Raw genomic sequence first — 21,642 nt, forward strand, 5'->3', positions numbered from 1 at the left:
CTGGTGATTGATGATTTTGGACGTTCCCGGCGAGTTACCCATGTACTCGCGAGATAAGTTGTCGTGTCGGTGGGACAACTTGACGACAGTTTAGGGACGTCGCGCGAAGCGTCCCGCGTCGGCCTGGTCACGGGGCTTGACGATGATCTGGTCGAGATTCACATGCGACGGCCGCGACGCGACGAAGCCGATGATCTCCGCGATGTCCTGCGCGACCAACGGATCGATGCCCTCGTAGACCTTGGCGGCGCGCTCCTCGTCACCGTCGAACCGGACCAGCGAGAACTCGGTTTCCACTGCGCCCGGCGCGATTTCGGTGAGGCGCACCGGCTGGCCGAGCAGCTCGCCGCGCAGCGTGCGGTGCAGCACGGCCTGCGCGTGCTTGGCCGAGGTGTAGCCGGCGCCGTTGTCGTAGGCGACGAACGCGGCGACCGAGGTGATGGTGACGATGAGGCCGTCGCCGGAGGCGATCAGCTTGGGCAGCAACGCTTTTGTGAGCCGCAGCGTGCCGAGCACGTTGGTCTCCCACATCCAGCGCCAGTCGTCCAGGTCGGCCTCGGCGACCGAGGCCAGGCCCTTCGCGCCGCCCGCGTTGTTGACCAGGATGTCGGCGCGCTCGATCGCGTCGGCGAAGGCGCGCACCGATTCGTCCGAGGTCACATCGAGTTCCAGTGCGGTGCCGCCGATTTCGTCGGCGACGCGCTGCAGGCGATCGAGCCTGCGGGCGCCGACGTAGACGTGATAGCCCTGTTTGGCCAGTTCCCGGGCGGTGGCCTCCCCGATGCCGGAGCTGGCTCCGGTGACAACAGCGGTACGAGTGCTCATAAAACCGATCCTAGGGTGCAGGCCGTTTGCGGGCAGGGGCGCTGTTGTGGGGATCACCGTTAGCCTGATCGGTATGGCTATTCGGGACGCGATGAGCGCGGACGGAACGAACATCGTCTACCGAGTGAGCGGCCCCGCCGACGCGCGTCCGCTGATGTTGTTGCACGGGTGGTCGGCGAATCTGCGCTGCTGGGGTAAGGCGGCCGACGACCTCGCGGCGCGCTTCCTGGTCCTCGCGGTCGATCTGCGCGGCCACGGCTACTCCGACGCGCCCGCCGCGGGCTACGACGACCCGAAGAACTGGGCCGCCGACGTCGCGGCCGTGCTGGCGGCGGAGGGCATCGAGACCGGGGCGATCCTGCTCGGCTGGTCCTACGGCGGCATCGTGCTCAGCGACTACCTGACCGCCTACGGCACCGGCGCGATCGCAGGCATTGTCTTCACCAGTTCGCAAGCGAATATCGGCCGCGACGTCCCCGGCGCGGCCACCGGGGCCGCCATGGCTGCCGCGATGCCCGGTGTCTTCGAGGAGAGCGCGGGTCGCGCGGTGCGCGCGTTCGGCGCTTTCGGCAACGCCAACACCGGCCCCGGCGCGGACAAGGGCGCCGACGCCCAGCGGCTGTTCGGCGCCAGCCTCGCCACCGCGCCCTCGGTCCGCAAGGCGCTGTTCTATCGGACCGTCGACAACACGGAAACCCTTCGCACACTGGACATTCCGGTGCTCGTGCTGCACGGCACCGACGACCCGGTGGTGCCGATCGACAACGGCCGCTACGTCTTCGAGGCCGCGCCGGACGCGCGCGCGTCGTTTTGGGAGGGCGCCAAGCACGGTCTGTTCATCGAGGATCGGGCCCGCTTCGTCGGCGAGATCAGCATGTTCGCCGATAGCTTGTAAATACCTCGACCATCGGCGTCGTCCCAGGTCGGCGTGCCGCGAGGATGTGATCGGTTTCACCGAACCCCTGTGATAGCTCTCACTTGGGGGCGTGACGGTATGGAGGCCGGGAATCCAACGTGCACTATGGATAGTGTGAGTCAACGCCCGGACCTACGGCCGAACCGTGTCGCCGTGCTATCGGTGCACACCTCACCACTGGCTCAACCGGGCACCGGCGACGCGGGCGGCATGAACGTCTATGTGCTGCAAACCGCGCTCCAGCTGGCCCGTCGCGGCACCGAGGTGGAGATCTTCACCAGGGCCACCGCCTCCAATCTGCCGCCCGTGCAAGAAGCGGGCCCCGGCGTGCTGGTCCGCAACGTGGTGGCCGGCCCGTTCGAGGGACTCGACAAGCACGACCTGCCCACCCAGCTCTGCCCGTTCACCGCGGAAGTGCTGCGCCAGGAGGCGCGCCACCTGCCCGGCTACTACGACCTCGTGCACTCGCACTACTGGCTGTCCGGCCAGGTCGGCTGGCTGGCCAGGGACCGCTGGCGGGTGCCGCTGGTGCACACCGCGCACACGCTGGCCGCGGTGAAGAACGCCGCGCTCGCCGAGGGCGACTGTCCGGAGCCGATGACCCGCGAGATCGGCGAGAAGCAGGTCATCGGCGAAGCGGATCGACTTGTCGCCAACACCGCCGACGAGGCCCGCCAGCTCGTGGAGTTGTACAGCGCGGAGCCCGAACGCATCGACGTGGTCCCGCCGGGCGCGGACCTGACCCGGTATCAGCCGGGCGACAAGGCGGCGGCCCGCGCGGCACTCGGTTTGGCCGCCGACGAACAGGTCGTCGCGTTCGTCGGGCGGATCCAGCCGTTGAAGGCGCCGGACGTGCTGGTGCGTGCCGCGGCCGAGGTGCTGCGTACCGATCCCACGCACAAGCTGCGCGTGCTGATCGTCGGTGGCCCGTCCGGCACCGGCCTGGAACGCCCGGACGCGCTGATCGAGCTGGCCGCCGCGCTCGGCATCGCCGACCGCGTCACCTTCTTGCCGCCGCAGCCGCCGGACCGCCTGGTGCTGGTTTATCGCGCCGCCGATCTGGTCGCGGTGCCGAGCTACAACGAATCCTTCGGACTGGTCGCGATCGAGGCCCAGGCCAGCGGCACCCCGGTGCTCGCCGCCGACGTCGGCGGCCTCGGCACCGCCGTCCGGCACGGCGAAACCGGCCTGCTGGTCCCCGGTCATCGCACGCCGGATTGGGCGGGCGCCCTCGGCTATCTGCTCGACGACCCCGACCGCCTGCGCCGGATGAGCGGGCGCGCGGTCGAGCACGCCGCCAACTTCTCCTGGGAGCACACCGCCGACGGACTGCTCGCCAGCTACTCCGCCGCACTCGAAGATTTCCGGGCCGAGCGGGCCGGGATCGGTGCGGGCCGGGTGGCCGCGAGCACCGGTGCGTTGCGTGACGACGTGCGTGATCGGGTACCCGGTGAACGCATTAGCCTGGAATCCAGTCAGGCCAGGTCGCGGGCGCTGTGGCGGCGTCGGATGGGAGCACATCGGTGAACGAAGTGCAGGCTACCGCTCAGCTGATCGATGAGACTTTGCGTGACCGGGAGATCGAGTACGACCGTTCCGGCGAGGAAATCTTCGTCGTCATCCTGCCCGGAGAGCGCAAGCTCAAGACCACGGTGATGCTCACCGTCGGCAAGCACGGCGTGCGCATCGAATCGTTCGTCTGCCGCAAGCCGGACGAAAACTTCGAGGGCGTCTACAAATTCCTGCTGCGGCGCAACCGCAGGCTTTACGGCGTCGCCTACACGCTGGACCGGGTCGGCGACATCTATCTGGTCGGCCAGACCGCCACGCATGCCGTCACCGCCGACGAACTCGACCGGCTCTTCGGTCAGATCCTCGAGGCCGTCGACGCGGATTTCAACGTGCTGCTCGAATTAGGCTTCGCCGAATCCATTCGCAAGGAGTGGAAGTGGCGGGTCTCGCGCGGTGAATCGCTGAAGAACCTGCGCGCCTTCGAACACCTGGTAGACGCGGCCGACAAGCCGTAAATTCACTGCGATGACAGTTCTTGCGCTGGACATCGGCGCGTCGAAGTTCGCGGCTGGTCTCGTGCACGACGGCACGACGGTGCACGACGTGCGGCAGATCGCCGTGCCGCCCGAGGCGGTCTGGGAAGCCTGCCGCGCCCTGGTGCTCGAGGTCGCCGGGGACGCACCCATCACCGCGGTCGGCATCGGCTCGGCCGGACCGGTCGATGTCCGCACCGGCGTCACCGCTCCGCTGAACATCCCCGAATGGAAGTCCGGCTTCGAGATCGTCGCCGCCGTGCAGAAGCTGTTCCCCACGGCGACAATCAGTTTCGCCATCGACGGCGCCTGCTTGGCGTTGGCCGAGCAGCACGTCGGCGCGCTGCGCGGCATCCCGAACGGGTTGGCGATGACCGTCTCGTCCGGGATCGGCGGCGGGATCATCGCGGACGGCCGGGTGGTCGTCGGACGCACCGGCAATGCCGGGCACATCGGTCATATCGTGGTGCCCGGCTGGGATACGCCCTGCCTGTGCGGTGGCGTCGGCTGTGTCGAGGCGGTCGCCAGCGGCATGTCCTCGGTGCGGTGGGCGACGCAGCAGGGTTGGCAAGGTACGACCGGCAAGCAGCTGTCCGAGGCCGCGCACGCGGGCGACGAGATCGCCCTCGCCGCGCTGCACCGGGCGGGCACCGCCCTCGGTCAGGCGATCGCCTCGGCCGCCGCGCTGCTCGACGTCGACATCTGCGTCATCGGCGGCGGCTTCGCGCAATCCGGTGCGCCGCTGTGGGATCCGATGCGCGCGGCGCTGGCCAAGCACGCCGCCCTCGACTTCACCCGTGATCTGCGCGTGGTCCTCTCGCAGATCACCAACGGCGCCACCCTCGTCGGCGCGGGTGCGCTCGCCGCGGGGGCCGCCGCCGAGATCGACCCGAGGCCCTGACCTCGCGGGGAACACTGCGACCCGATTTTCGGCACATGGAAGGATGGCCCGCATGACCTACACCCTCGTGCTGCTGCGCCACGGCGAGAGCGAATGGAATGCCCTCAACCTGTTCACCGGCTGGGTGGACGTGCACCTGACCGACAAGGGCATCGCCGAGGGCAAGCGCGCGGGGGAGTTGCTGGCCGAGCACGGCATCCTGCCCGACGTCGTCTACACCTCGCTGCTGCGCCGCGCGATCAGCACCGCCAACCTCGCGCTGGACGCGGCCGATCGGCACTGGATCCCGGTGGTGCGGGACTGGCGGCTCAACGAGCGGCACTACGGCGCGCTGCAGGGCAAGAACAAGGCCCAGGTGCGGGACAAGTACGGCGACGACCAGTTCATGCTCTGGCGCCGCAGCTACGACACCCCGCCGCCGGCGATCGACCCGGGCGACGAATACAGCCAGGAGGGCGACCCGCGCTACGCCGGTATCGAGGTCCCGAAGTCCGAGTGCCTGCTCGATGTGGTCAAGCGGATGGTCCCGTACTGGGAGGACACCATCTCCAAGGACCTGCTCACCGGTAAGACGGTTTTGGTCGCCGCACATGGCAACTCGCTGCGCGCACTGGTCAAGCACCTCGATCAGATCTCCGATGAGGACATCGCCGGTCTGAACATTCCGACCGGCATCCCGCTGCGGTACGAACTCGACGAGAACCTGCGCCCGGTTCGTCCCCGCGAGTACCTGGATCCGGAAGCGGCCGCCGCGGGCGCCGCCGCTGTCGCCAATCAGGGCGGCAAGTAACACCTCTCGACCACCAACGCGCTGCGTCCTGAATTGGGCGCGGCGCGTTGCTATTTCAGTGCTACCGCGTCGGGTACACCGCATTCCCGGTCGCGCCGCCCGGCTGCGACGAGCGGCGAATTGCGGCGGCCTCCTCTCGCGATTCGCCGTCACGCAGGTGCCGGTCGCCGCTCGGCGAGTTGCCCGGCCGGCGCGAGCGGTCTCGCTGCACATTTGCTGATGCTTCCTGGCCCGGGTGGAATCCGTGCTGGTCAGAGGTGTTCTCCGACACAACAGCGGGCTGAGTGCCAGTGGTCGATGGCGCGTTCGGCTGACTGCACAGTAAGCGTTGGTTCTCGCGATGGCCTCCCGGCGAAACGCCCGTTACCAGCGCTTTGGGTGTGGCATCATCGCTCAGGTTGCTGTATGTGAACCTCTATTCGAATTCAGTACGTGTTACCCCTTGTCATTACCGACAAGTAGGTATGTACACTTTGGTCGTTCGACCAGTCAGAGAGGTAGATCACGCCTGATGAAGCACGTGTTGCGCGCAACAGTCGCGGCAGTTGCCGCCGCGATGCTCGTCCCCTTCCTCACCAGCGGCGCTTCCGCCGCGCCCGCACCGACCGGCCCCGACGGCGGCGCCGCGGGCGCCGCCTGGCAAGCAACCCAGGATGGTCCGCAGCAGTACCCGAACATCAACATCCAATGGGACGTCCCCATCACGATGAGTGACGGAACTGTCTTGAAGGGCAACGTCTATCGCCCCGCGGACGCCTCCGGCAGGCCGATCGATACGCCGACGCCGACGGTCGTCAACCTCACGCCGTACACCAAGCTGGTGTCGAACCTGGCCGATCACGCGCAGGCCATCCCCGGCCTGTCCGACGCCCTGTTCGGCCTGCTCCGCCAGATCGACATGAGCGGCACCCCGCTGTCCGGCGTCACCGACCTGACCAAGGGTTTCGCCGGCGGCGAGCTACGCAACTTCACCGTGGACCGCCAGCTCATCAAGAGCGGCTACTCGCAGGTGGTCGTCGACGTGCGCGGCACCGGCTTCTCCCAGGGCGTCTGGGACATGCTGCGCCAGCGCGAGCAGCAGGACACCGTCGAGGTGATCGACTGGGCCGCCGCGCAGCCGTGGTCCAACGGCCGCATCGGCATGAACGGCATCTCCTACTCCGGCATCAACCAGGTGCAGGCCGCCGAGAAGCATCCGGCCGCGCTGCAGGCGATCTTCCCCGTGGTGCCGGGCAGCGACCTGATGAACGACGTGCTCGCGCCCGGCGGCGGCTTCGGCTTCAACTTCATCCCGCTCTGGCTGACCGCGATCAACGGGCTCAAGCTGGTGCCCGACCTGGCGTCGGTGCTGAACGGGCAGTTCGACACCCAGTGGCTGGCCGATCGGGTGCGAGATCCGTTGACGTTCATGGACGTGCTACTCAACGTCTACACCACCGCCCGCATCGATGACCTGGACCCGCGTGCCAAGGAACTGCTCACCGGCAGCTCGACGCCGCGCGCGGGCTGGCTGAGCGATCCGTCCAAGATCCAGGTGCCGACTTTCGTGACCGGCGGCTGGCACGACCTGTTCACCTACTCGGAATCGAAGATCTACAACGAGATTCCGCTGCCCGCCGGTAAGAAGCAGCTGCTGATGGGCAACACCTACCACGTCAATTCCGGCAACGAGTACGCCAAGCCCGGCCTGCCGCCGCGGCTCGACGTGCTGCAGCGCGCGTGGTTCGACAAGTGGCTCAAGGGCATCGACAACGGCATCGATCAGTACGGCCCGATCACGTTGCGCCAGCAGGGCGGTGGCTGGATCACCACCGACTCGTTCGCCGAGCCGACCGAGAACTCCGGCGCACAGGAGCCGGCGCATCGGCGAATGTACCTGTCCGCCAACCGCAGTGGCACCGCGAACAGTGTGTACGACGGATCGTTGACCGCGGCCGCCAACGGCGACACCGCGCGGCTCACCGTCGCGCCCGGCCTGACCAGCCTGTGCTCCAACGACGCGGCACAGGGCAGCGCGGGCATCCTGTCGATCATCGACGGCTGCGCGAAGGACTCGCGGATCGAGGAGTCGAACGGGCTGACCTTCACCAGTAACCCGGTCACCGAGCCGACCACCGTCTCCGGCCGGATCGCGGTGCGGCTCAACACAGTTCAGGACGCGGCGGACGGCTACTGGGTGACCACGGTCAACGACGTCGCGCCGGACGGGCAGTCCACCGTGCTGTCCTCCGGGCAGGTGATGGCGTCGCTGCGCGAGGTCGACGAGGCCAACAGCAGCAGGTCCGCCAATGGCGACTACACCGATCCGCGGGCGTTCACCTCGCTCGAGCACCGGCAGCCGACGGTGCCGGGGGAGGCGACGACCCTGGACATCGCCCTGCCTGCCACCGAGGCGATCCTGCAGCCGGGGCATCGCCTGCGCGTCGACGTCTACGCGGGCAACTTCCCGAAGGGCCTGCCGATTCTGCCGATGCTGCTCGATACCGGGCTGAAACCGCAGCACGTGCAACTGGATCCGGACCGGCCGAGCTTCGTGAACGTGCCGGTGCGCGGTAATCCCGGTTGGTGATTTCAGCCTGAATACCCGAGTGGGCGCCTTCGTTTCGAGAGATCCGAGCGAAGGCGCCCTTTCGCGTTTCTGGCGTTGTCTCAGTTCCGCACCTGGATGTTTGTGAACCTGCACGATTTTTCGCTGTTCTGCCATCAATCTGAGACAGTTTCTGGTTCCCTTCCTACGGTTAGAGAGCATCTGTTCCCGAAGAGAGTGGATCCAATGAGGTATGCGCTCCGAACCGCGGCGTTGCTCGTCGCGGCGGTGGCCTTGTCCCCCTTCCTTTCACCCTCGGCCGCCGCGACGCCGGTCGGCCCGGACGGCGGCGCGACCGGTGCCGCATGGGCCGCCGCCGAGGACGGCCCGCAGCAATATCCGAACGTCTTCATCGAATGGGACGTGCCGATCACCATGAGCGACGGCACCGTGCTCAAGGGGAACGTCTATCACCCGGCCGATGCTGCGGGACAGCCGATTTCGACCCCGACGCCGACCATCGTCAATATGACGCCCTACACCAAATTGGGCTCGATGATCGCCGACAGCATGATCTCGATCCCGTGGCTGTCCGACGCGGTGATGCAGGTGGCGCGCGACGTGGACCTGTCGGGCACCCCGTTCTCCGGCATCACCGATCTGACCAAGGCGCTCGGCGGTGGCCTGCTGCGCAACTTCACCGTGGATCGTCAGCTGATCAAGAGCGGGTACACCCAGGTCGTCGTCGATGTCCGGGGAACCGGCTTCTCCCAAGGTGATTGGGATCTGCTGCGTTATCGGGAACAGCAGGACACGGTCGAGGTGATCGACTGGACTGCGCACCAGCCGTGGTCCACCGGGAACATCGGGATGAACGGCGTCTCCTATTCGGGCCTGAATCAACTACAGGTCGCCGCGAAGAACCCGCCCGCGCTGAAGGCGATCTTCCCGGTGGTGCCCAGCCGAAATCCGTTCCGCGACTTGGTCGCACCGGGCGGCGCGATCGGCGTCACCTTCATGCCCGCCTGGTTGCTCGCGGTCAACGGCGCCAAGCTGCTGCCGGACCTCGCGTCGGCGGCTCGCGGTCAGTTCGACCTGCAGTGGCTGAAGGATCGGCTGGCCGATCCGTTCACCTTCGTCGACGCGCTGCTGAATGTTCTGGTCACGCCGGAGATCGACCAGCTCGATCCGAAGGTGCAGTCGCTGCTGCAGGCGGACAGCCCGTTCCGGCAGTCGTGGGAGACCGATCCGAGCCGAATCACCGTGCCCACCTTCGTGACCGGCGGCTGGCACGACGTGTTCGTCAACTCGCAGGCCGACGTGTATCGGCAGATTCCGTTGCCGCCCGGCCAGAAACAGCTCTTCGTCGGCGACGGTTACCACATCAGCAACGGCAACGAGTCCGGCCGCCCCGGCCTGCCGCCGCGGATGGACGTGCTGCAGCGCGCCTGGTTCGACAAGTGGCTCAAGGGAATCGACAACGGCATCGATGAGTACGGTCCGGTGACGGTGCGCCAGCAGGGCGGCGGCTGGATCACCTCGCCGTCGTTCCCGCAGCCCGGCGTCGACTACCGGCGGATGTATCTGTCCGCGGCGCCCAGCGGGACCGCGACCAGCGTGCACGACGGTTCGCTGTTCGGCGCGCCCAGCCCGGCCCTCGACCAGCTCACCGTCGCGCCCGGCCTGACCGGGGTGTGCTCGCGGGACATGGCGCAGGAATCGGCGGGCGCGACGTCGATCATCGACGGCTGCAGCAAGGACGCACGGATCCAGGAACTCGGCGGGCTCACCTTCACCAGCGCACCGGTCGCCGAGCCGACCAGCATTTCCGGCCCGATCGCGGTGCGGCTCAACACGATGCACGACGCGACCGACGGCTACTGGACCGTCACGGTGAATGACGTTGCCCCCGACGGACAGTCGTCGGTGCTGTCCTCCGGCCAGCTGGTCTCCTCGCTGCGCGCCATCGACGAGGGCCGGAGCACCCGCCTGCCGAACGGTGATTACACCGAACCGGTGCCGGACCTGTCGCTGGACACCAGGCAGCCCATCGTGCCGGGACAGCCGACGGCGCTGGACATTTCGGTGCCGGGGATCGAAGCGGTGCTGCAACCGGGACACCGGCTGCGCGTAGACGTCTACGCAGGCAACTTCCCGCGAGGCCTGCCGCCGATGCCGCTGCTCGTCGACAGCGGGCTGCGTCCGCAGCACCTGCTGCTCGACCAGAACCAGCCAAGTTTCGTGAATATCCCGCTACGCGGGAACCCGGGCTGGTAAACCGTAACCCGGTCTGAGCGTGCACTTATCGCGCATCAAAGCTAGAACTCGCGGGGTATGAGCGAATAGTGCATGCTCAGGCCGGTTTTCATCGTCAGTCGGCGACGGCGAACGCCGCCGCCAACGGCGGGAAGACGGCGCGCGCGTCCTGTCCGGCGAACCACAGCCCGACGGTGAACACCGACACCGCCTCCAGATACTTCGCCCGGTGCAGCCCGCCAGCGGAAAGCGGTTGCAGCTTCAGGTCCTCCACCAGTGTGGCCACCTGTCGGAGCGCATCCGAGTCGTCACCACACAGCGGCACCGCCAGCCTGCGTCCCTCGAATACGCGAGTGTGCGACTCCCACACCTCGGCAGCGCACACGTTGAACGCCTTCACCACGTGAGCTCCTGGCGCCCCCGCCGCAATGCGTTCGGCGACAGCGTCTTCCGAGAGCACGAACGCCGTCGCGCCTGCGGGCGCCGCGTCATCCGGCGCAAAGGCGTTGGTGCAGTCGATCACCGCCCGCCCGGCGAGTAACCCGCCGGTTGTCCGCAACACCTCCTCGAGGGCACCCACCGGTAGCGCGAGCAACACCACGTCACCGAAACCGGCGGCGTCCCGGACACTTCCGGACCTGGCCCCGATCACCGCCGCTAATGCACCTGCCGCGGTGGCCGATCTGGCCCCGACGAGGACCTCGTGCCCCGCCGCGACCCACCCGCCGCCCAGTGCCCGCGCCATCGCGCCCGCCCCGATGATTCCGATTCGCATATCGACTCCTAGCTCGAAAGGTCTTCGGTACAAACGCTAGGAAGATCGATAGGCACCTGCGGGTGCGCAACGACGCTGGCATGCTGGACGACATGACCGCCGTGCCCGAGCCGAGCACCGCCGAACAGGTCGAGTTCGCGCCCTACGGCGCTTTCGAATCCGACTGTCCCGCCCGGATCGGCGTCGACGTCTTCGGAAACTCCTGGCTACCGGTCGTCGTCTATCTGTTGCGCGACGGCCCGATGCGCCCGAGCGACCTGCGCGCCGCGATCGGCGGCATCAGCCAGAAGATGCTGACGCAGACCCTGCGCCGGATGGAACAGATGACCCTGATCGCTCGGCACCGCTACGCCGAAGCCCCGCCGCGCGTCGAATACGAGCTGACCGAAGCGGGCCGTGATTTGCTCGTCCCTATCTATGCGCTCGGCGACTGGGTCGGCAAGCACGGTCGCGCCGTGGGCGCGGGCCTGGCGGGCCACGACACCGAAGACGACGGAAATCTGGCCTCGACCAGCACACACAACGATGCGGCTTAGACATACCCAACAGCGCGTAAACGGCTGGCTAACAGTGCCAGAAGTGGCCATGACCTGCGCGAAACATCGTGTACCCGGAGTTGGATACGTCCTACGCGACCGTACGATTCAGGTGTGAGTGTTCCGCAAGCCGTGCTACTGGCAGTCCTTGCGGCTGTCGTAGGTCTGGCAGTCGGCGGGCTACTTATCCCCTATATGAACGCCAGGCAGCAGGCCCGCAGGCAGGCTGATTCCGGCCTGACCATGTCGCAGGTGCTCGACCTGATCGTGCTCGCCTCCGAGAGCGGCATCGCGGTGGTCGACGAATACCGCGACGTGGTGCTGGTCAACCCGCGCGCCGAGGAACTCGGCCTGGTCCGCAACCGGCTGCTCGACGAGCGCGCCTGGGCCGCGGTGGAGAAGGTGCTGGCCACCGGCGAGTCCGCCGAGTTCGACCTCACCGCGAAGAACCCGGTGCCCGGCCGCGGCCGGATCGCGGTGCGCGGGGTGGCCCGCCAGCTATCGCGCGAAGACACCAACTTCACCGTGCTCTTCGCCGACGACGATTCCGAGCAGGCCCGGATGGAGGCCACCCGGCGCGACTTCGTCGCCAACGTCAGCCACGAGCTCAAAACCCCGGTCGGCGCGATGAGCCTGCTGGCCGAGGCGATGCTCGAATCCGCCGAAGATCCCGAGGCAGTCCGGCATTTCGGACAGCGCGTCCTCGGCGAATCCCGGCGGCTCGGCAAAATGGTGACCGAACTCATTGCGCTGTCCCGGTTGCAGGGCGCGGAGAAGCTGCCCGAGCTCGAGGTGGTCGACGTAGACACCGTCGTCATGCAGGCGGTGGACCGTTCGCGCACCGCCGCCGAGGCCGCCGGAATCACCGTCAGTACCGACCGGCCAAGCGGGCTCGAAGTGCTCGGCGACGAAACGTTGCTGGTCACAGCCCTATCAAATCTGGTGGAGAACGCGATAGCGTACTCACCGGCCGGCTCCCATGTGTCGGTCAGCCGGTCATTACGTGGCGACCATGTCGCGATGGCCGTGACCGATCGAGGCATCGGCATCGCGAAAGAAGACCAAGAGCGGGTGTTCGAACGCTTCTTCCGATCGGACAAGGCCCGCTCGCGCGCCACCGGCGGTACCGGCCTCGGCCTGGCTATCGTCAAGCACGTGGCAGCCAACCACAACGGTGAGATCACCCTGTGGAGCAAGTTGGGCACCGGTTCGACGTTCACCCTGCGAATACCTGCCCACCACGAGGCCGACGGAGAAGAGGATTCCGCAGGCCCGACGGTGAGCATGAGAGAAACAAGCCCGCGCCCCTCGGGGCCGGGCCGACCCAATGGTGTGGAGGCACGCAGATGACGAGTGTGTTGATCGTCGAGGATGAGGAGTCGCTGGCCGATCCGCTCGCGTTCCTGCTGCGCAAGGAGGGTTTCGAAGTCACCGTTGTCGGTGACGGGCCATCCGCGCTCGCCGAGTTCGATCGGTCCGGTGCGGACATCGTGCTGCTCGATCTCATGCTGCCGGGCATGAGCGGCACGGACGTGTGCAAGCAGTTGCGCACCCGCAGCGGCGTGCCGGTGATCATGGTGACGGCAAGGGACAGCGAGATCGACAAGGTGGTCGGGCTGGAGCTCGGCGCCGACGACTACGTGACGAAGCCATACTCGGCGCGCGAGCTGATCGCGCGCATCCGGGCCGTGCTGCGCCGCGGCGCGGGCGACGAGTTGGACGGCACAAACGAGAGTGGCGTGCTGGAAGCGGGCCCCGTCCGGATGGACGTGGACCGGCACACCGTGCTGGTGAACGGCAAGCCGGTGACGTTGCCGCTCAAGGAATTCGACCTGCTCGAATACCTGCTGCGCAACTCCGGCCGGGTCCTCACCCGCGGCCAGCTGATCGATCGCGTCTGGGGCGCCGACTACGTCGGCGACACGAAAACCCTTGACGTGCACGTGAAGCGGCTGCGCTCGAAGATCGAGGCGGACCCGGCCAAGCCGGAACATCTCGTCACGGTCCGCGGACTCGGCTACAAGCTGGAAGCGTGAGCTAGAGCTCTCCACGCGTCATCGACTACCGACCTGGTCGGTAGTCGAGTGCTGCCCGCTCACCTGACTTCCGTTGTCGTACAAAAGAAACGGCCGAGGGCGCTGCGATGCCCTCGGCCGTAACTCAGTTGTCTGCGTCTTACGGGAGGTAGGTCCACGTCGGACCGACGCCCGGAACGTCGATCTTGCGCAACGAGATCCAGCCCAGGTCGTCTTCCTGCATGCAGTCGTAGACGTCCGCAGCGTTGGTGCCGCGGCACGCGATGGTGCGCGAGGTGCCGTACGGGCTCATGATCAGGTTCTTTCCTGCCGCCGCGGCGCCGACGGCGTCGGGGGTGTTGGCGGGCAAGAAGTCTGCGGTGAAGTCGAAGTACTTGGCCGGATCACCGTTCGGCTCGGCATGGGCGATCGCGGGGAGACAGAGCGCGGCGCCGAGCGCGACGGCGGCCATGGTCAAAACTTTCTTGGACATGACCGCACATCAAACCGCAAATAGGTGAAGATCGCATGCCTTCGAGGTGAACGAGGTGCAAGCACGCATTCCGAGGGCCTCATGCGCTGGCGTGATCGGCGCTGTCGCGCATCCGCTCCGCGTGCACCGTCGCGGGGTGAATCGCGATGAGCCCGAGCCCTTGTCGCCGCTTGCAGTGCCTGGCGAGTTCCTCGTACGCGGGTGCGCCGAGCAGTTCCTTCAGCTCCGGGCCGTAGGACTGCCAGACCGGCCGGGTGCCGACGTGGGCGTCCGGCGAGCCGGAGCAGTACCAGTCCAGGTCCTCGCCGCCGGGACCCCAACCCCGGCGGTCGTATTCGGTGACCGTGGTGCGCAGGATCTGCACGCCGTCCGGTCGGTCCACCCACTCCTGGGTGCGCCGAATCGGCAACTGCCAGCACACATCCGGCTTCACCTCTAGGGGCTCGATGCCGCGCCGCAGCGCCATGCTGTGCAGCGAACAGCCGACGCCGCCCGCGAAGCCGGGCCGGTTCAGGAAGATGCAGGCGCCGTCGAAGCGGCGGGTGCGCAGCGCGGGTTCGTCCTCCAGCTCGTCGAGCTCGAGGTAGCCCTTCTTGGTCACCTTGCCCGCCGCGTCCTGCGCCTCACCCATGAGCTGCCAGTCCTCGGGTGTGAGCATTTTCACAGCGTTCTGTAGCCGCTTGCGATCGTCCTTGTCGGAGAGGAAAGCGCCGTGCGAGCAGCAGCCGTCGTCGGGTCGTTCGGCGATGATGCCCTGGCATGCCGGAGTGCCGAAGACGCACGTCCAGCTCGACAGTAGCCAGGTCAGATCGGCGACGATTAGATGCTCGTCGTTTGCTGGATCGACGAACTCGATCCATTCGCGGGGGAAATCCATATCGACCTCGGGACTCGGATCGATCTTCCCCGCTGGTCGGGGCCGGGTCTGGCCGCTGGTTGATGCGCCTACCGTCACACCTCGGAACGCTAACAGTTCGGTCGCTTAACCTATAGGACCGGATCACCCAGTACCGTGTTCATGTGCGGCTTGGGGTACTCGATGTCGGAAGCAATACCGTCCACCTGCTGGTGGTGGACGCGCATCGGGGTGGTCACCCCATGCCGATGAGCTCGACCAAGGCCACTTTACGGCTGTCGGAAAACATCGATGACGAGGGCAGGATCACCGAGGCGGGCGCGCAGCGGCTGATCGCCACCGTCGCCGAATTCGCCAGCATCGCCGAGACTTCCAAGTGCGTCGAGCTGATGCCGTTCGCCACCTCCGCGCTGCGCGAGGCGACCAACTCCGAGGACGTGCTCGCGCGTGTTCGCGCGCAGACCGGCGTTGCGCTGCAGGTGCTGTCCGGGGTCGACGAGGCCCGGCTGACCTTCCTCGCGGTGCGCCGCTGGTTCGGCTGGAGCGCGGGCCGCATCCTCAATCTCGACATCGGCGGCGGTTCGCTGGAAATGACCAACGGCGGCGACGAGGAACCCGATCTGGCGCTGTCGCTGCAACTCGGTGCCGGACGGTTGACCAGGGAGTGGCTGAAGGAGGATCCGCCGGGCAAGCGCCGCGTCAACGTGCTGCGCGACTGGCTCGACGCGGAGCTCGCGCTGCCCGCGAAACAGCTGCTCGACACCGGTAAACCGGATCTGGCCGTCGGGACGTCGAAGACCTTCCGCTCGCTGGCCAGGCTGACCGGAGCGGCACCCTCGGCGGCGGGCCCTCGGGTGCGTCGTACACTCACCAGCTCAGGTCTGCGCCAACTGATTGCGTTCATCTCGCGGATGACGGCGGCCGACCGTGCAGAATTAGAAGGCGTAAGTTCCGATCGGTCACAGCAATTGGTGGCTGGCGCATTGGTCGCGGAGGCGAGTATGCGGGCACTATCGCTGGAATCCCTGGAGATTTGTCCGTGGGCGCTGCGAGAAGGACTGATCCTGCGCAAACTGGATACCGACATGAATGGCGGACCCCGAGCGACACGCTTACCGGGCCCGGCGGCCAGCAGTGGCCGCCAGGCGCCCGGCGACGCGGCCGCGCTACCGGGGCCGATAGGAACGGTGTCGTCATGAGTGAGCGAATCGTGTCACCGCGGGTTTCGCGCGTGACGGAACACAGCGCCGGTGAGGTGCGGTTATGAGCGACGACTCCAAACAGCTGTCGGTCGCCGAGCTGCTGGCCCGCAACGGCCAGCAGGGCGCGTCCGCCGCGGGCGGTGGCCGACGCCGCCGCGGCGGTCGCGGGATCTCGGTGGCCGAGCTGACCGGCGACATGCCCGCCATCGGCAGCGGTCAGTCCTCGCACGCCGCACCCGACGCGGTGGCCGACGAGCCGGTCTACGAACCACCGGCCTACGAACCGCCCGCACCGGAACCTGTCTCATACGCGCCACCCGCGCCGGACCCCGCGGTGTACTCGCCGATGTCCGGCCCGATCTCGATGTACGACCCGCTCGCCGCGTACGCCCAGCCCGAGCCGCAGGCCGATCCGCTGCCCGGCCGATCGAACCGGGTGATGCCCGGCCGGGAGATGCCGGACTCGCGGTACAGCCCGCCCGCCGACCCGCTATCCGCGCGCACTCCGGTCGCCGACCTGTACGCCCCATCACCGAACCCGTATGCGCCGTCGCCGAATCCCTATGCCCCGTCGCCCAATCCGTACGCCAACGACCCGGTGCCCGACGAGGCCCCGCGTTCCGGACGACGCCGCAGGCACGACGAGCACGACGACGCCACCACCGAGGTACGCCCACTGCGCGAGCCGGGCGGGCGCGGGGGAGCGGGCGCCGTGCCGCCCGACCGCAACGGCGCCACCGGCGGCCGCGCCGCCCGGCGGCGCGCGGCCGAGGCCGAAGCGGACGAGATCGCGCCGTCGACCGCGGCCTGGTCGCCGTCCGCCGCGGACTACGACGAACCGGCGCCGCTACCGGAATCCAGAGCCACGGCGCCCTGGGCGCCGACGCCCGAACCACCGCCGAGATCCCCGCAGCGCAACGGCGCCGCCGAAGGTGGCCTGCCCGCCTGGTCGGCGCGAAGACGCAAACCCGATGCGCCACAACGCAACGATCCGCCCCCCGAAGCCGAGGGCATCTCCACCGCCGCATGGTCGCTGGCCAGTCAGGACCAGCAGCTCGTCTCCGGCCAGACGGTGGCGGGCGATCTGCTCCGGGACGGTGTCGAGCGGGCGGAACGCGCCGATGCCGAACGCGCGGCGGGCGGCCGGGGCAAACGCGGTCGCGGGAAACGTGATTCGGGCCGCGGCGCGGTCGACGAGCTGGAGATGTACGACGGCAAGACCGATTTCTTCGAGCCCGTCGACCTCGACGACGAGCACGACCAGCTCGACGACTTCGACGAGGACGAGCAGTCCGACCGCACGGTATCGCCGCGCCGCTCGGCCCGGGCGGCCAAGAAGGCCGAGTACGACGCCAACCGCCGCCAGTGGATGATCCTCGGCGGTCAGAGCACCGGCGCGGCCGTCGCGGGCATGTTGCTGTTCAAGGGTTTCGAGCGCATGTGGGAGATGCTCCCCTGGGTGGCGCTGGCCCTGGCGATGATCGTGATTCTCGGCCTGGTCGCGCTGGTGCGGATTCTGCGCCGGACCGACGACGTACTCAGCACAGTGATCGCGGTCGTCGTTGGCGTCTTCGTCACGCTCGGACCGCTAGCCTTTCTTCTCAGCACGAACTGAGGCAGGGAGCGGCAGTGGGGAAAAACGGACAGATCCTCGTCGGACTCTCCACGGCGTCGGTGTATCCGCAGAACACCGAGGCGGCGTTCCGGTATGCGGCCGAACTCGGTTACGACGGCATCGAATTGATGGTCTGGGCCGAGCCGGCCAGCCAGAGCATCGCCACCGTGCAGGGCTACGCCCGCAAGTACGACGTGCCGGTGATCGCGATCCACGCGCCGTGCCTGCTGATCTCGCAGCGGGTGTGGGGCGCGGATCCGGCCGCCAAGCTGGAGCGCAGCGTGCGCACCGCCGAGGCGCTCGGCGCGCGAACGGTGGTGGTGCATCCGCCGTTCCGCTGGCAGCGCCGCTATGCCGAGAACTTCGCCGACCAGGTCGCCGAGCTCGAGGAGCACAGCCCGGTCGTCGTCGCGGTGGAGAACATGTTCCCGATGCGCGCCGACACCCTGTTCGGTCGCGGCGAACGCGCGGTGAAACGGCTCGAGCGCCGCGGCGGGCCGGGCATCGGGCTCACCGCGTTCAGCCCGTCCTACGACCCGACCGACACCGGTTTCGAGCATTACACCCTCGATCTGTCGCATACCGCGACCGCGGGCGCGGACCCGTTGGCGCTGGCCGCCCGGATGGGGCAGGGCCTGGCCCATCTGCACCTGGCCGACGGCCGCGGTGCCGCGCACGACGAGCATCTCGTCCCCGGTGAGGGCACCCAGCCGTGTGTCGAGGTATGTGAGACCTTGGTCCGCAACGGTTTTGCCGGTCAGGCCGTCGCCGAGATCAACACTCAGAATGCCCGGACCACCCTGGACCGCGCGGCCATGCTGCACCGCACCCTCGCGTTCGCCCGGCTGCACCTGAACGGCCAGACCGCGCCCGCGCCGACCCCGGCCAACCACGCCTGACGGCTACTTCGCCGCGCCGGGCCCTCGCGCAGGTGTGATGTATCTCGCGCCTGCCCGAACGGTGGGAATGTGCCTGGTCAACGGCCTCGTTCTACGCTGTACGAACGCCGCGTACCAGCAACCCTGATCGCCGACGCGGCCGGTGGACGACAGGAGTGACGATGACGACGGAGCTGGATCTAGGACAGCTGAGCGAGACCGAGGCACCGTTCAGCCGGGTGCTCGCGTTGACCGAGCTGCCCGCGACCACCCCCGACACCGGTCGCTACCTCGGCCATATCGGCAAGTCCTGGACGATCGGCACGAAGGTGCACGGCGGCACCATGGTCGCGGCCAGCGCCGCGGCCGGTCTGAAGTGGCTGCGCGCCGCCGACCCGGCCCTGGTCGACATGGCGCCGATCGCCGCGAGCTCCGACTTCCTCGGCGCGCCCGATCCCGGCGACGTCGAATACGAGGTGCACATCCGCAAGATCGGCCGCCAGATCTGCCTGGCCGACGCGAACCTGATCCAGCACGGCCGCACCCTGGTGCGCACCGCGCTGACCTTCGGCCACCTCGACGACGCCGCGCCGCGTTTCGCGCGCGAGCACGACGACATGCCCGTCGAACCACCCGCCGACGCGGTCGGTTATGAGCCGGGCTCGCCGATGGGCCGGGTCGTGCACGTCGGCCAGTCCGCCGAGCTCTACCTCGATCGGGAGTGGGCCCGCTTCCTCGACGGCGAAACCGCCGAGCCACGCCTGCGCCTGTGGATGCGGCCGCGCCCCGCCGACCGGCAGGACCCGGAGGTCGCCATGTTCTTCGCGATGATGAGCGCGGACATGAGCCCGCCGGTGCCGTACAACCTGGGCCATTTCGGCTGGTCGCCCACCGTCCAGATGACCACCTTCCTGCGCCGCAAGCCCGCTCCCGGCTGGCTGCGCATCATCGCGACCACACACGAGGTCGGCGCCCGCCTGTTCGACGAGGACCAGCTCATCCTCGATTCCACCGGCGCGGTCGTCGCGCAGAGCCGCCAGCTGGCGCTGATTCCGCAGGGATGACCGCCGTCTAGGCTTTTCCCCCATGACGAGAATTGCGGTTATCGGTGGCGGACGCATCGGGGAGGCGTTGATCGCGGGCTTGCTCGAGTCCGGGCGGCTGGCGAAGGACCTGGTTGTCGTCGAAAACTTTCCGGAGCGGGGCGCGCAGCTGGCCGAGCGGTTCGGCGTGCGGGTCACCGATTCGGTGGCCGATGCCGCGGTCGGCGCGGATCTGCTGGTGGTCGCGGTCAAGCCCGCCGACGTCGACGCGGTGATGACCGCGCTCGGCAAGGCCGCGCTCAGCGACAACGCGAGCGTCGGCAACGATCGCGACCAGATCCTGGTTTCGCTGGCCGCGGGCGTGCCGACCGCGCGGCTGGAGGCGAAACTGCCCGCCGGTTTCCCGGTGGTGCGGGTGATGCCGAATACCCCGATGCTGGTCGGCCAGGGCATGAGCGTGCTCGCGCCGGGCAGGCACGCGCGTCCGCCGCAGTTGGAGCTGGTGACCGAGGTGCTCGGCGCGGTCGGCAAGGTGGTGACCGTCGCGGAGGCGCAGATGGACGCGGTCACCGCGGTCTCCGGCTCCGGGCCCGCCTACTTCTTCCTGATCGTCGAGGCCATGGTGGACGCGGGCGTCGGCCTCGGGCTGACCCGCGAGGTGGCCACCGAGCTGGTGGTGCAGACCATGGTCGGCTCGGCGGCCCTGCTCGTCGAGTCCGATCAGAGCGCGGTGGAACTGCGCGCCGCGGTCACCTCGCCGGCGGGCACCACGGCCGCCGCGGTGCGTGAGCTCGAGCGCGGCGGGGTCCGCTCGGCCTTCCTTGAGGCCTTGCATGCCGCGAAGCAACGCTCCGCCGAGCAGGGCGGCATCAGCGACGGCTCCGGAGCCGGCAGCGCGATGTGACCACCGCGGTCACCGGCATTCGGCGTTCGGGGGCCCCGATGCGCTTCCCGGACACTTGCCGTTCGGAAGCACGCAACCGGTCGGTTCCGAATGGGAAAAGCTGATTTCTCACTCCCGTCGCAGTAACACCACTGGTCCCGCTAAGCTTCAAGCAGCACGTGCGTGTCTGTTCCGCCGGTGGGGAAGCCGGCGGCGCGGGCGTGCCGGAGGTCAATGGTGCAATGATGTCTAACAAGATGTCTGCAAGTAGCTCAGGAAGTTCGAGTGGCCCAGGTCCCTCAGGCGCCCGGGCTGGTTCCCGGACGCAAGGTGGTTCCGGGTCGCAGGGGCAACCCATGCTCGGCGGCACTCAGTTCCTCACGGTCGCCGAGGTGGCGAGCCTGATGCGAGTGTCCAAGATGACGGTGTACCGGCTGGTGCATTCCGGTGAGCTGCCCGCGGTGCGGGTGGGTCGTTCGTTCCGGGTGCACGCCAAAGCGGTGCACGACTATCTGGAAACGTCCTACTTCGACGCCGGATGAACGCCTGATCCGTCCGCGCTCAGCCGAGCGCGGGACGCCGACGGACCTGGTCCGGCGGCGTTGGATCAGGCGGTTTCGAGGCTGACCGGACGTGCCGGTACGATGGACCCTCGGTTCGTGTTCGCCCGCCGGTGGCATCACTTGTGGTGTCCGGTGGTACCCGGCGGCGCGGACACTGGACGTGAGGCTTGCCGAACGACCGGTCAGTTGGCGTACGTGTGTAGCGTGCGCGCCGAGTAGAGAGAACGCGAGGAACAACCCTATGGGTTCTGTGATCAAGAAGCGCCGCAAGCGCATGTCGAAGAAGAAGCACCGCAAGCTGCTTCGCCGCACACGTGTGCAGCGGCGCAAACTCGGCAAGTAAGCGCTGCGCGTCAGCTCGAAGGCCCGTCACCCTCAGGTGACGGGCCTTTTTGTTTGAAATACCGAATTTTGAAACCACGGCGTGTTTCAGGTGACTGAAGTCATCGTTAGAACCTGGTAAATACCAACAGAACCCGTGAACGCAGCGGCTACCCTAGGAACCGGGGAATAAGTGAAACGG

The 21,642-nt window shown here is 67.9% G+C and carries 21 protein-coding genes; 17 read left to right on the top strand and 4 right to left on the bottom strand.

The window, feature by feature from the left end; genetic code table 11:
• Positions 1-90 precede the first annotated feature (90 nt).
• Entirely contained in the window at positions 91-825 is a 735-nt protein-coding gene (locus ACFWF1_RS18255) for an SDR family NAD(P)-dependent oxidoreductase (protein WP_379291212.1), read from the bottom strand.
• Between the two features lie 73 nt (positions 826-898).
• Here ACFWF1_RS18255 and ACFWF1_RS18260 point away from each other — a divergent pair, with 73 nt between their 5' ends.
• The 7 genes from ACFWF1_RS18260 to ACFWF1_RS18290 all read left to right on the top strand — a co-directional run bounded on the left by ACFWF1_RS18260 (position 899) and on the right by ACFWF1_RS18290 (position 10,281).
• Positions 899-1,720, top strand: a complete 822-nt coding sequence (locus tag ACFWF1_RS18260; protein WP_379291211.1) for an alpha/beta fold hydrolase — start codon at positions 899-901, stop codon at positions 1,718-1,720.
• A 126-nt stretch (positions 1,721-1,846) separates the two neighbouring features.
• Positions 1,847-3,268, top strand: a complete 1,422-nt coding sequence (gene mshA, locus ACFWF1_RS18265; RefSeq protein WP_379291209.1) for a D-inositol-3-phosphate glycosyltransferase — start codon at positions 1,847-1,849, stop codon at positions 3,266-3,268.
• A gap of 23 nt (positions 3,269-3,291) precedes the next feature.
• Positions 3,292-3,768, top strand: a complete 477-nt coding sequence (locus ACFWF1_RS18270) for a YbjN domain-containing protein (protein ID WP_379291256.1) — start codon at positions 3,292-3,294, stop codon at positions 3,766-3,768.
• Between the two features lie 10 nt (positions 3,769-3,778).
• Positions 3,779-4,687: an ROK family protein gene (locus tag ACFWF1_RS18275; protein ID WP_379291207.1), complete on the top strand. Its 909-nt coding sequence runs from the start codon at positions 3,779-3,781 to the stop codon at positions 4,685-4,687.
• Between the two features lie 52 nt (positions 4,688-4,739).
• The gene (locus ACFWF1_RS18280) at positions 4,740-5,477 is read left to right on the top strand and encodes a phosphoglyceromutase (protein WP_379291205.1); all 738 of its coding nucleotides are present in this window, start codon (positions 4,740-4,742) and stop codon (positions 5,475-5,477) included.
• A gap of 511 nt (positions 5,478-5,988) precedes the next feature.
• The gene (locus ACFWF1_RS18285) at positions 5,989-8,046 is read left to right on the top strand and encodes a CocE/NonD family hydrolase (RefSeq protein ID WP_379291203.1); all 2,058 of its coding nucleotides are present in this window, start codon (positions 5,989-5,991) and stop codon (positions 8,044-8,046) included.
• A 204-nt stretch (positions 8,047-8,250) separates the two neighbouring features.
• Positions 8,251-10,281 carry a CocE/NonD family hydrolase gene (locus tag ACFWF1_RS18290; protein ID WP_379291202.1) on the top strand — a complete coding sequence of 677 codons (2,031 nt, stop codon included), beginning with the start codon at positions 8,251-8,253 and terminating at the stop codon, positions 10,279-10,281.
• 94 nt (positions 10,282-10,375) lie between these two features.
• On the opposite strand, the gene ACFWF1_RS18295 is transcribed toward ACFWF1_RS18290, so the two are convergent.
• Positions 10,376-11,035, bottom strand: a complete 660-nt coding sequence (locus tag ACFWF1_RS18295; protein ID WP_379291200.1) for an NADPH-dependent F420 reductase — start codon at positions 11,033-11,035, stop codon at positions 10,376-10,378.
• A gap of 62 nt (positions 11,036-11,097) precedes the next feature.
• On the opposite strand from ACFWF1_RS18295, the gene ACFWF1_RS18300 reads away from it, so the two are divergent.
• The 3 genes from ACFWF1_RS18300 to ACFWF1_RS18310 all read left to right on the top strand — a co-directional run bounded on the left by ACFWF1_RS18300 (position 11,098) and on the right by ACFWF1_RS18310 (position 13,607).
• The gene (locus ACFWF1_RS18300; RefSeq protein ID WP_379291198.1) at positions 11,098-11,571 is read left to right on the top strand and encodes a winged helix-turn-helix transcriptional regulator; all 474 of its coding nucleotides are present in this window, start codon (positions 11,098-11,100) and stop codon (positions 11,569-11,571) included.
• A 114-nt stretch (positions 11,572-11,685) separates the two neighbouring features.
• The gene (locus ACFWF1_RS18305; RefSeq protein WP_135233643.1) at positions 11,686-12,921 is read left to right on the top strand and encodes a cell wall metabolism sensor histidine kinase WalK; all 1,236 of its coding nucleotides are present in this window, start codon (positions 11,686-11,688) and stop codon (positions 12,919-12,921) included.
• Positions 12,918-13,607 carry a response regulator transcription factor gene (locus ACFWF1_RS18310; protein WP_069160635.1) on the top strand — a complete coding sequence of 230 codons (690 nt, stop codon included), beginning with the start codon at positions 12,918-12,920 and terminating at the stop codon, positions 13,605-13,607. Before ACFWF1_RS18305 ends, ACFWF1_RS18310 begins: the two co-directional genes overlap by 4 nt.
• Positions 13,608-13,746: 139 nt before the next feature.
• Here the strand turns inward: ACFWF1_RS18310 and ACFWF1_RS18315 are convergent, their stop codons facing one another.
• Positions 13,747-14,079, bottom strand: coding sequence for a hypothetical protein (locus tag ACFWF1_RS18315; RefSeq protein WP_379291196.1), 333 nt, complete (start codon positions 14,077-14,079; stop codon positions 13,747-13,749).
• A gap of 79 nt (positions 14,080-14,158) precedes the next feature.
• Positions 14,159-14,956 carry a hypothetical protein gene (locus ACFWF1_RS18320; protein ID WP_379291254.1) on the bottom strand — a complete coding sequence of 266 codons (798 nt, stop codon included), beginning with the start codon at positions 14,954-14,956 and terminating at the stop codon, positions 14,159-14,161.
• A gap of 143 nt (positions 14,957-15,099) precedes the next feature.
• On the opposite strand from ACFWF1_RS18320, the gene ACFWF1_RS18325 reads away from it, so the two are divergent.
• From ACFWF1_RS18325 to ACFWF1_RS18355, 7 genes are all read left to right on the top strand, one after another.
• Entirely contained in the window at positions 15,100-16,134 is a 1,035-nt protein-coding gene (locus ACFWF1_RS18325) for a hypothetical protein (protein ID WP_379291195.1), read from the top strand.
• Between the two features lie 64 nt (positions 16,135-16,198).
• Positions 16,199-17,752 carry a hypothetical protein gene (locus ACFWF1_RS18330; protein WP_379291193.1) on the top strand — a complete coding sequence of 518 codons (1,554 nt, stop codon included), beginning with the start codon at positions 16,199-16,201 and terminating at the stop codon, positions 17,750-17,752.
• A gap of 14 nt (positions 17,753-17,766) precedes the next feature.
• Positions 17,767-18,651, top strand: a complete 885-nt coding sequence (locus ACFWF1_RS18335) for a sugar phosphate isomerase/epimerase family protein (RefSeq protein WP_379291191.1) — start codon at positions 17,767-17,769, stop codon at positions 18,649-18,651.
• Positions 18,652-18,812: 161 nt separating this feature from the next.
• The gene (locus ACFWF1_RS18340) at positions 18,813-19,694 is read left to right on the top strand and encodes a thioesterase family protein (protein WP_379291189.1); all 882 of its coding nucleotides are present in this window, start codon (positions 18,813-18,815) and stop codon (positions 19,692-19,694) included.
• A 22-nt stretch (positions 19,695-19,716) separates the two neighbouring features.
• Positions 19,717-20,577 carry a pyrroline-5-carboxylate reductase gene (gene proC / locus ACFWF1_RS18345; protein WP_379291187.1) on the top strand — a complete coding sequence of 287 codons (861 nt, stop codon included), beginning with the start codon at positions 19,717-19,719 and terminating at the stop codon, positions 20,575-20,577.
• A 236-nt stretch (positions 20,578-20,813) separates the two neighbouring features.
• Entirely contained in the window at positions 20,814-21,098 is a 285-nt protein-coding gene (locus ACFWF1_RS18350; protein ID WP_375911616.1) for a helix-turn-helix domain-containing protein, read from the top strand.
• 262 nt (positions 21,099-21,360) lie between these two features.
• Positions 21,361-21,462, top strand: coding sequence for a 30S ribosomal protein bS22 (locus ACFWF1_RS18355; protein ID WP_003402602.1), 102 nt, complete (start codon positions 21,361-21,363; stop codon positions 21,460-21,462).
• The last annotated feature ends 180 nt before the right edge of the window (positions 21,463-21,642 follow it).

The organism is Nocardia sp. NPDC060255 (genome assembly GCF_042727395.1).
Classification (GTDB): Bacteria; Actinomycetota; Actinomycetes; order Mycobacteriales; family Mycobacteriaceae; genus Nocardia.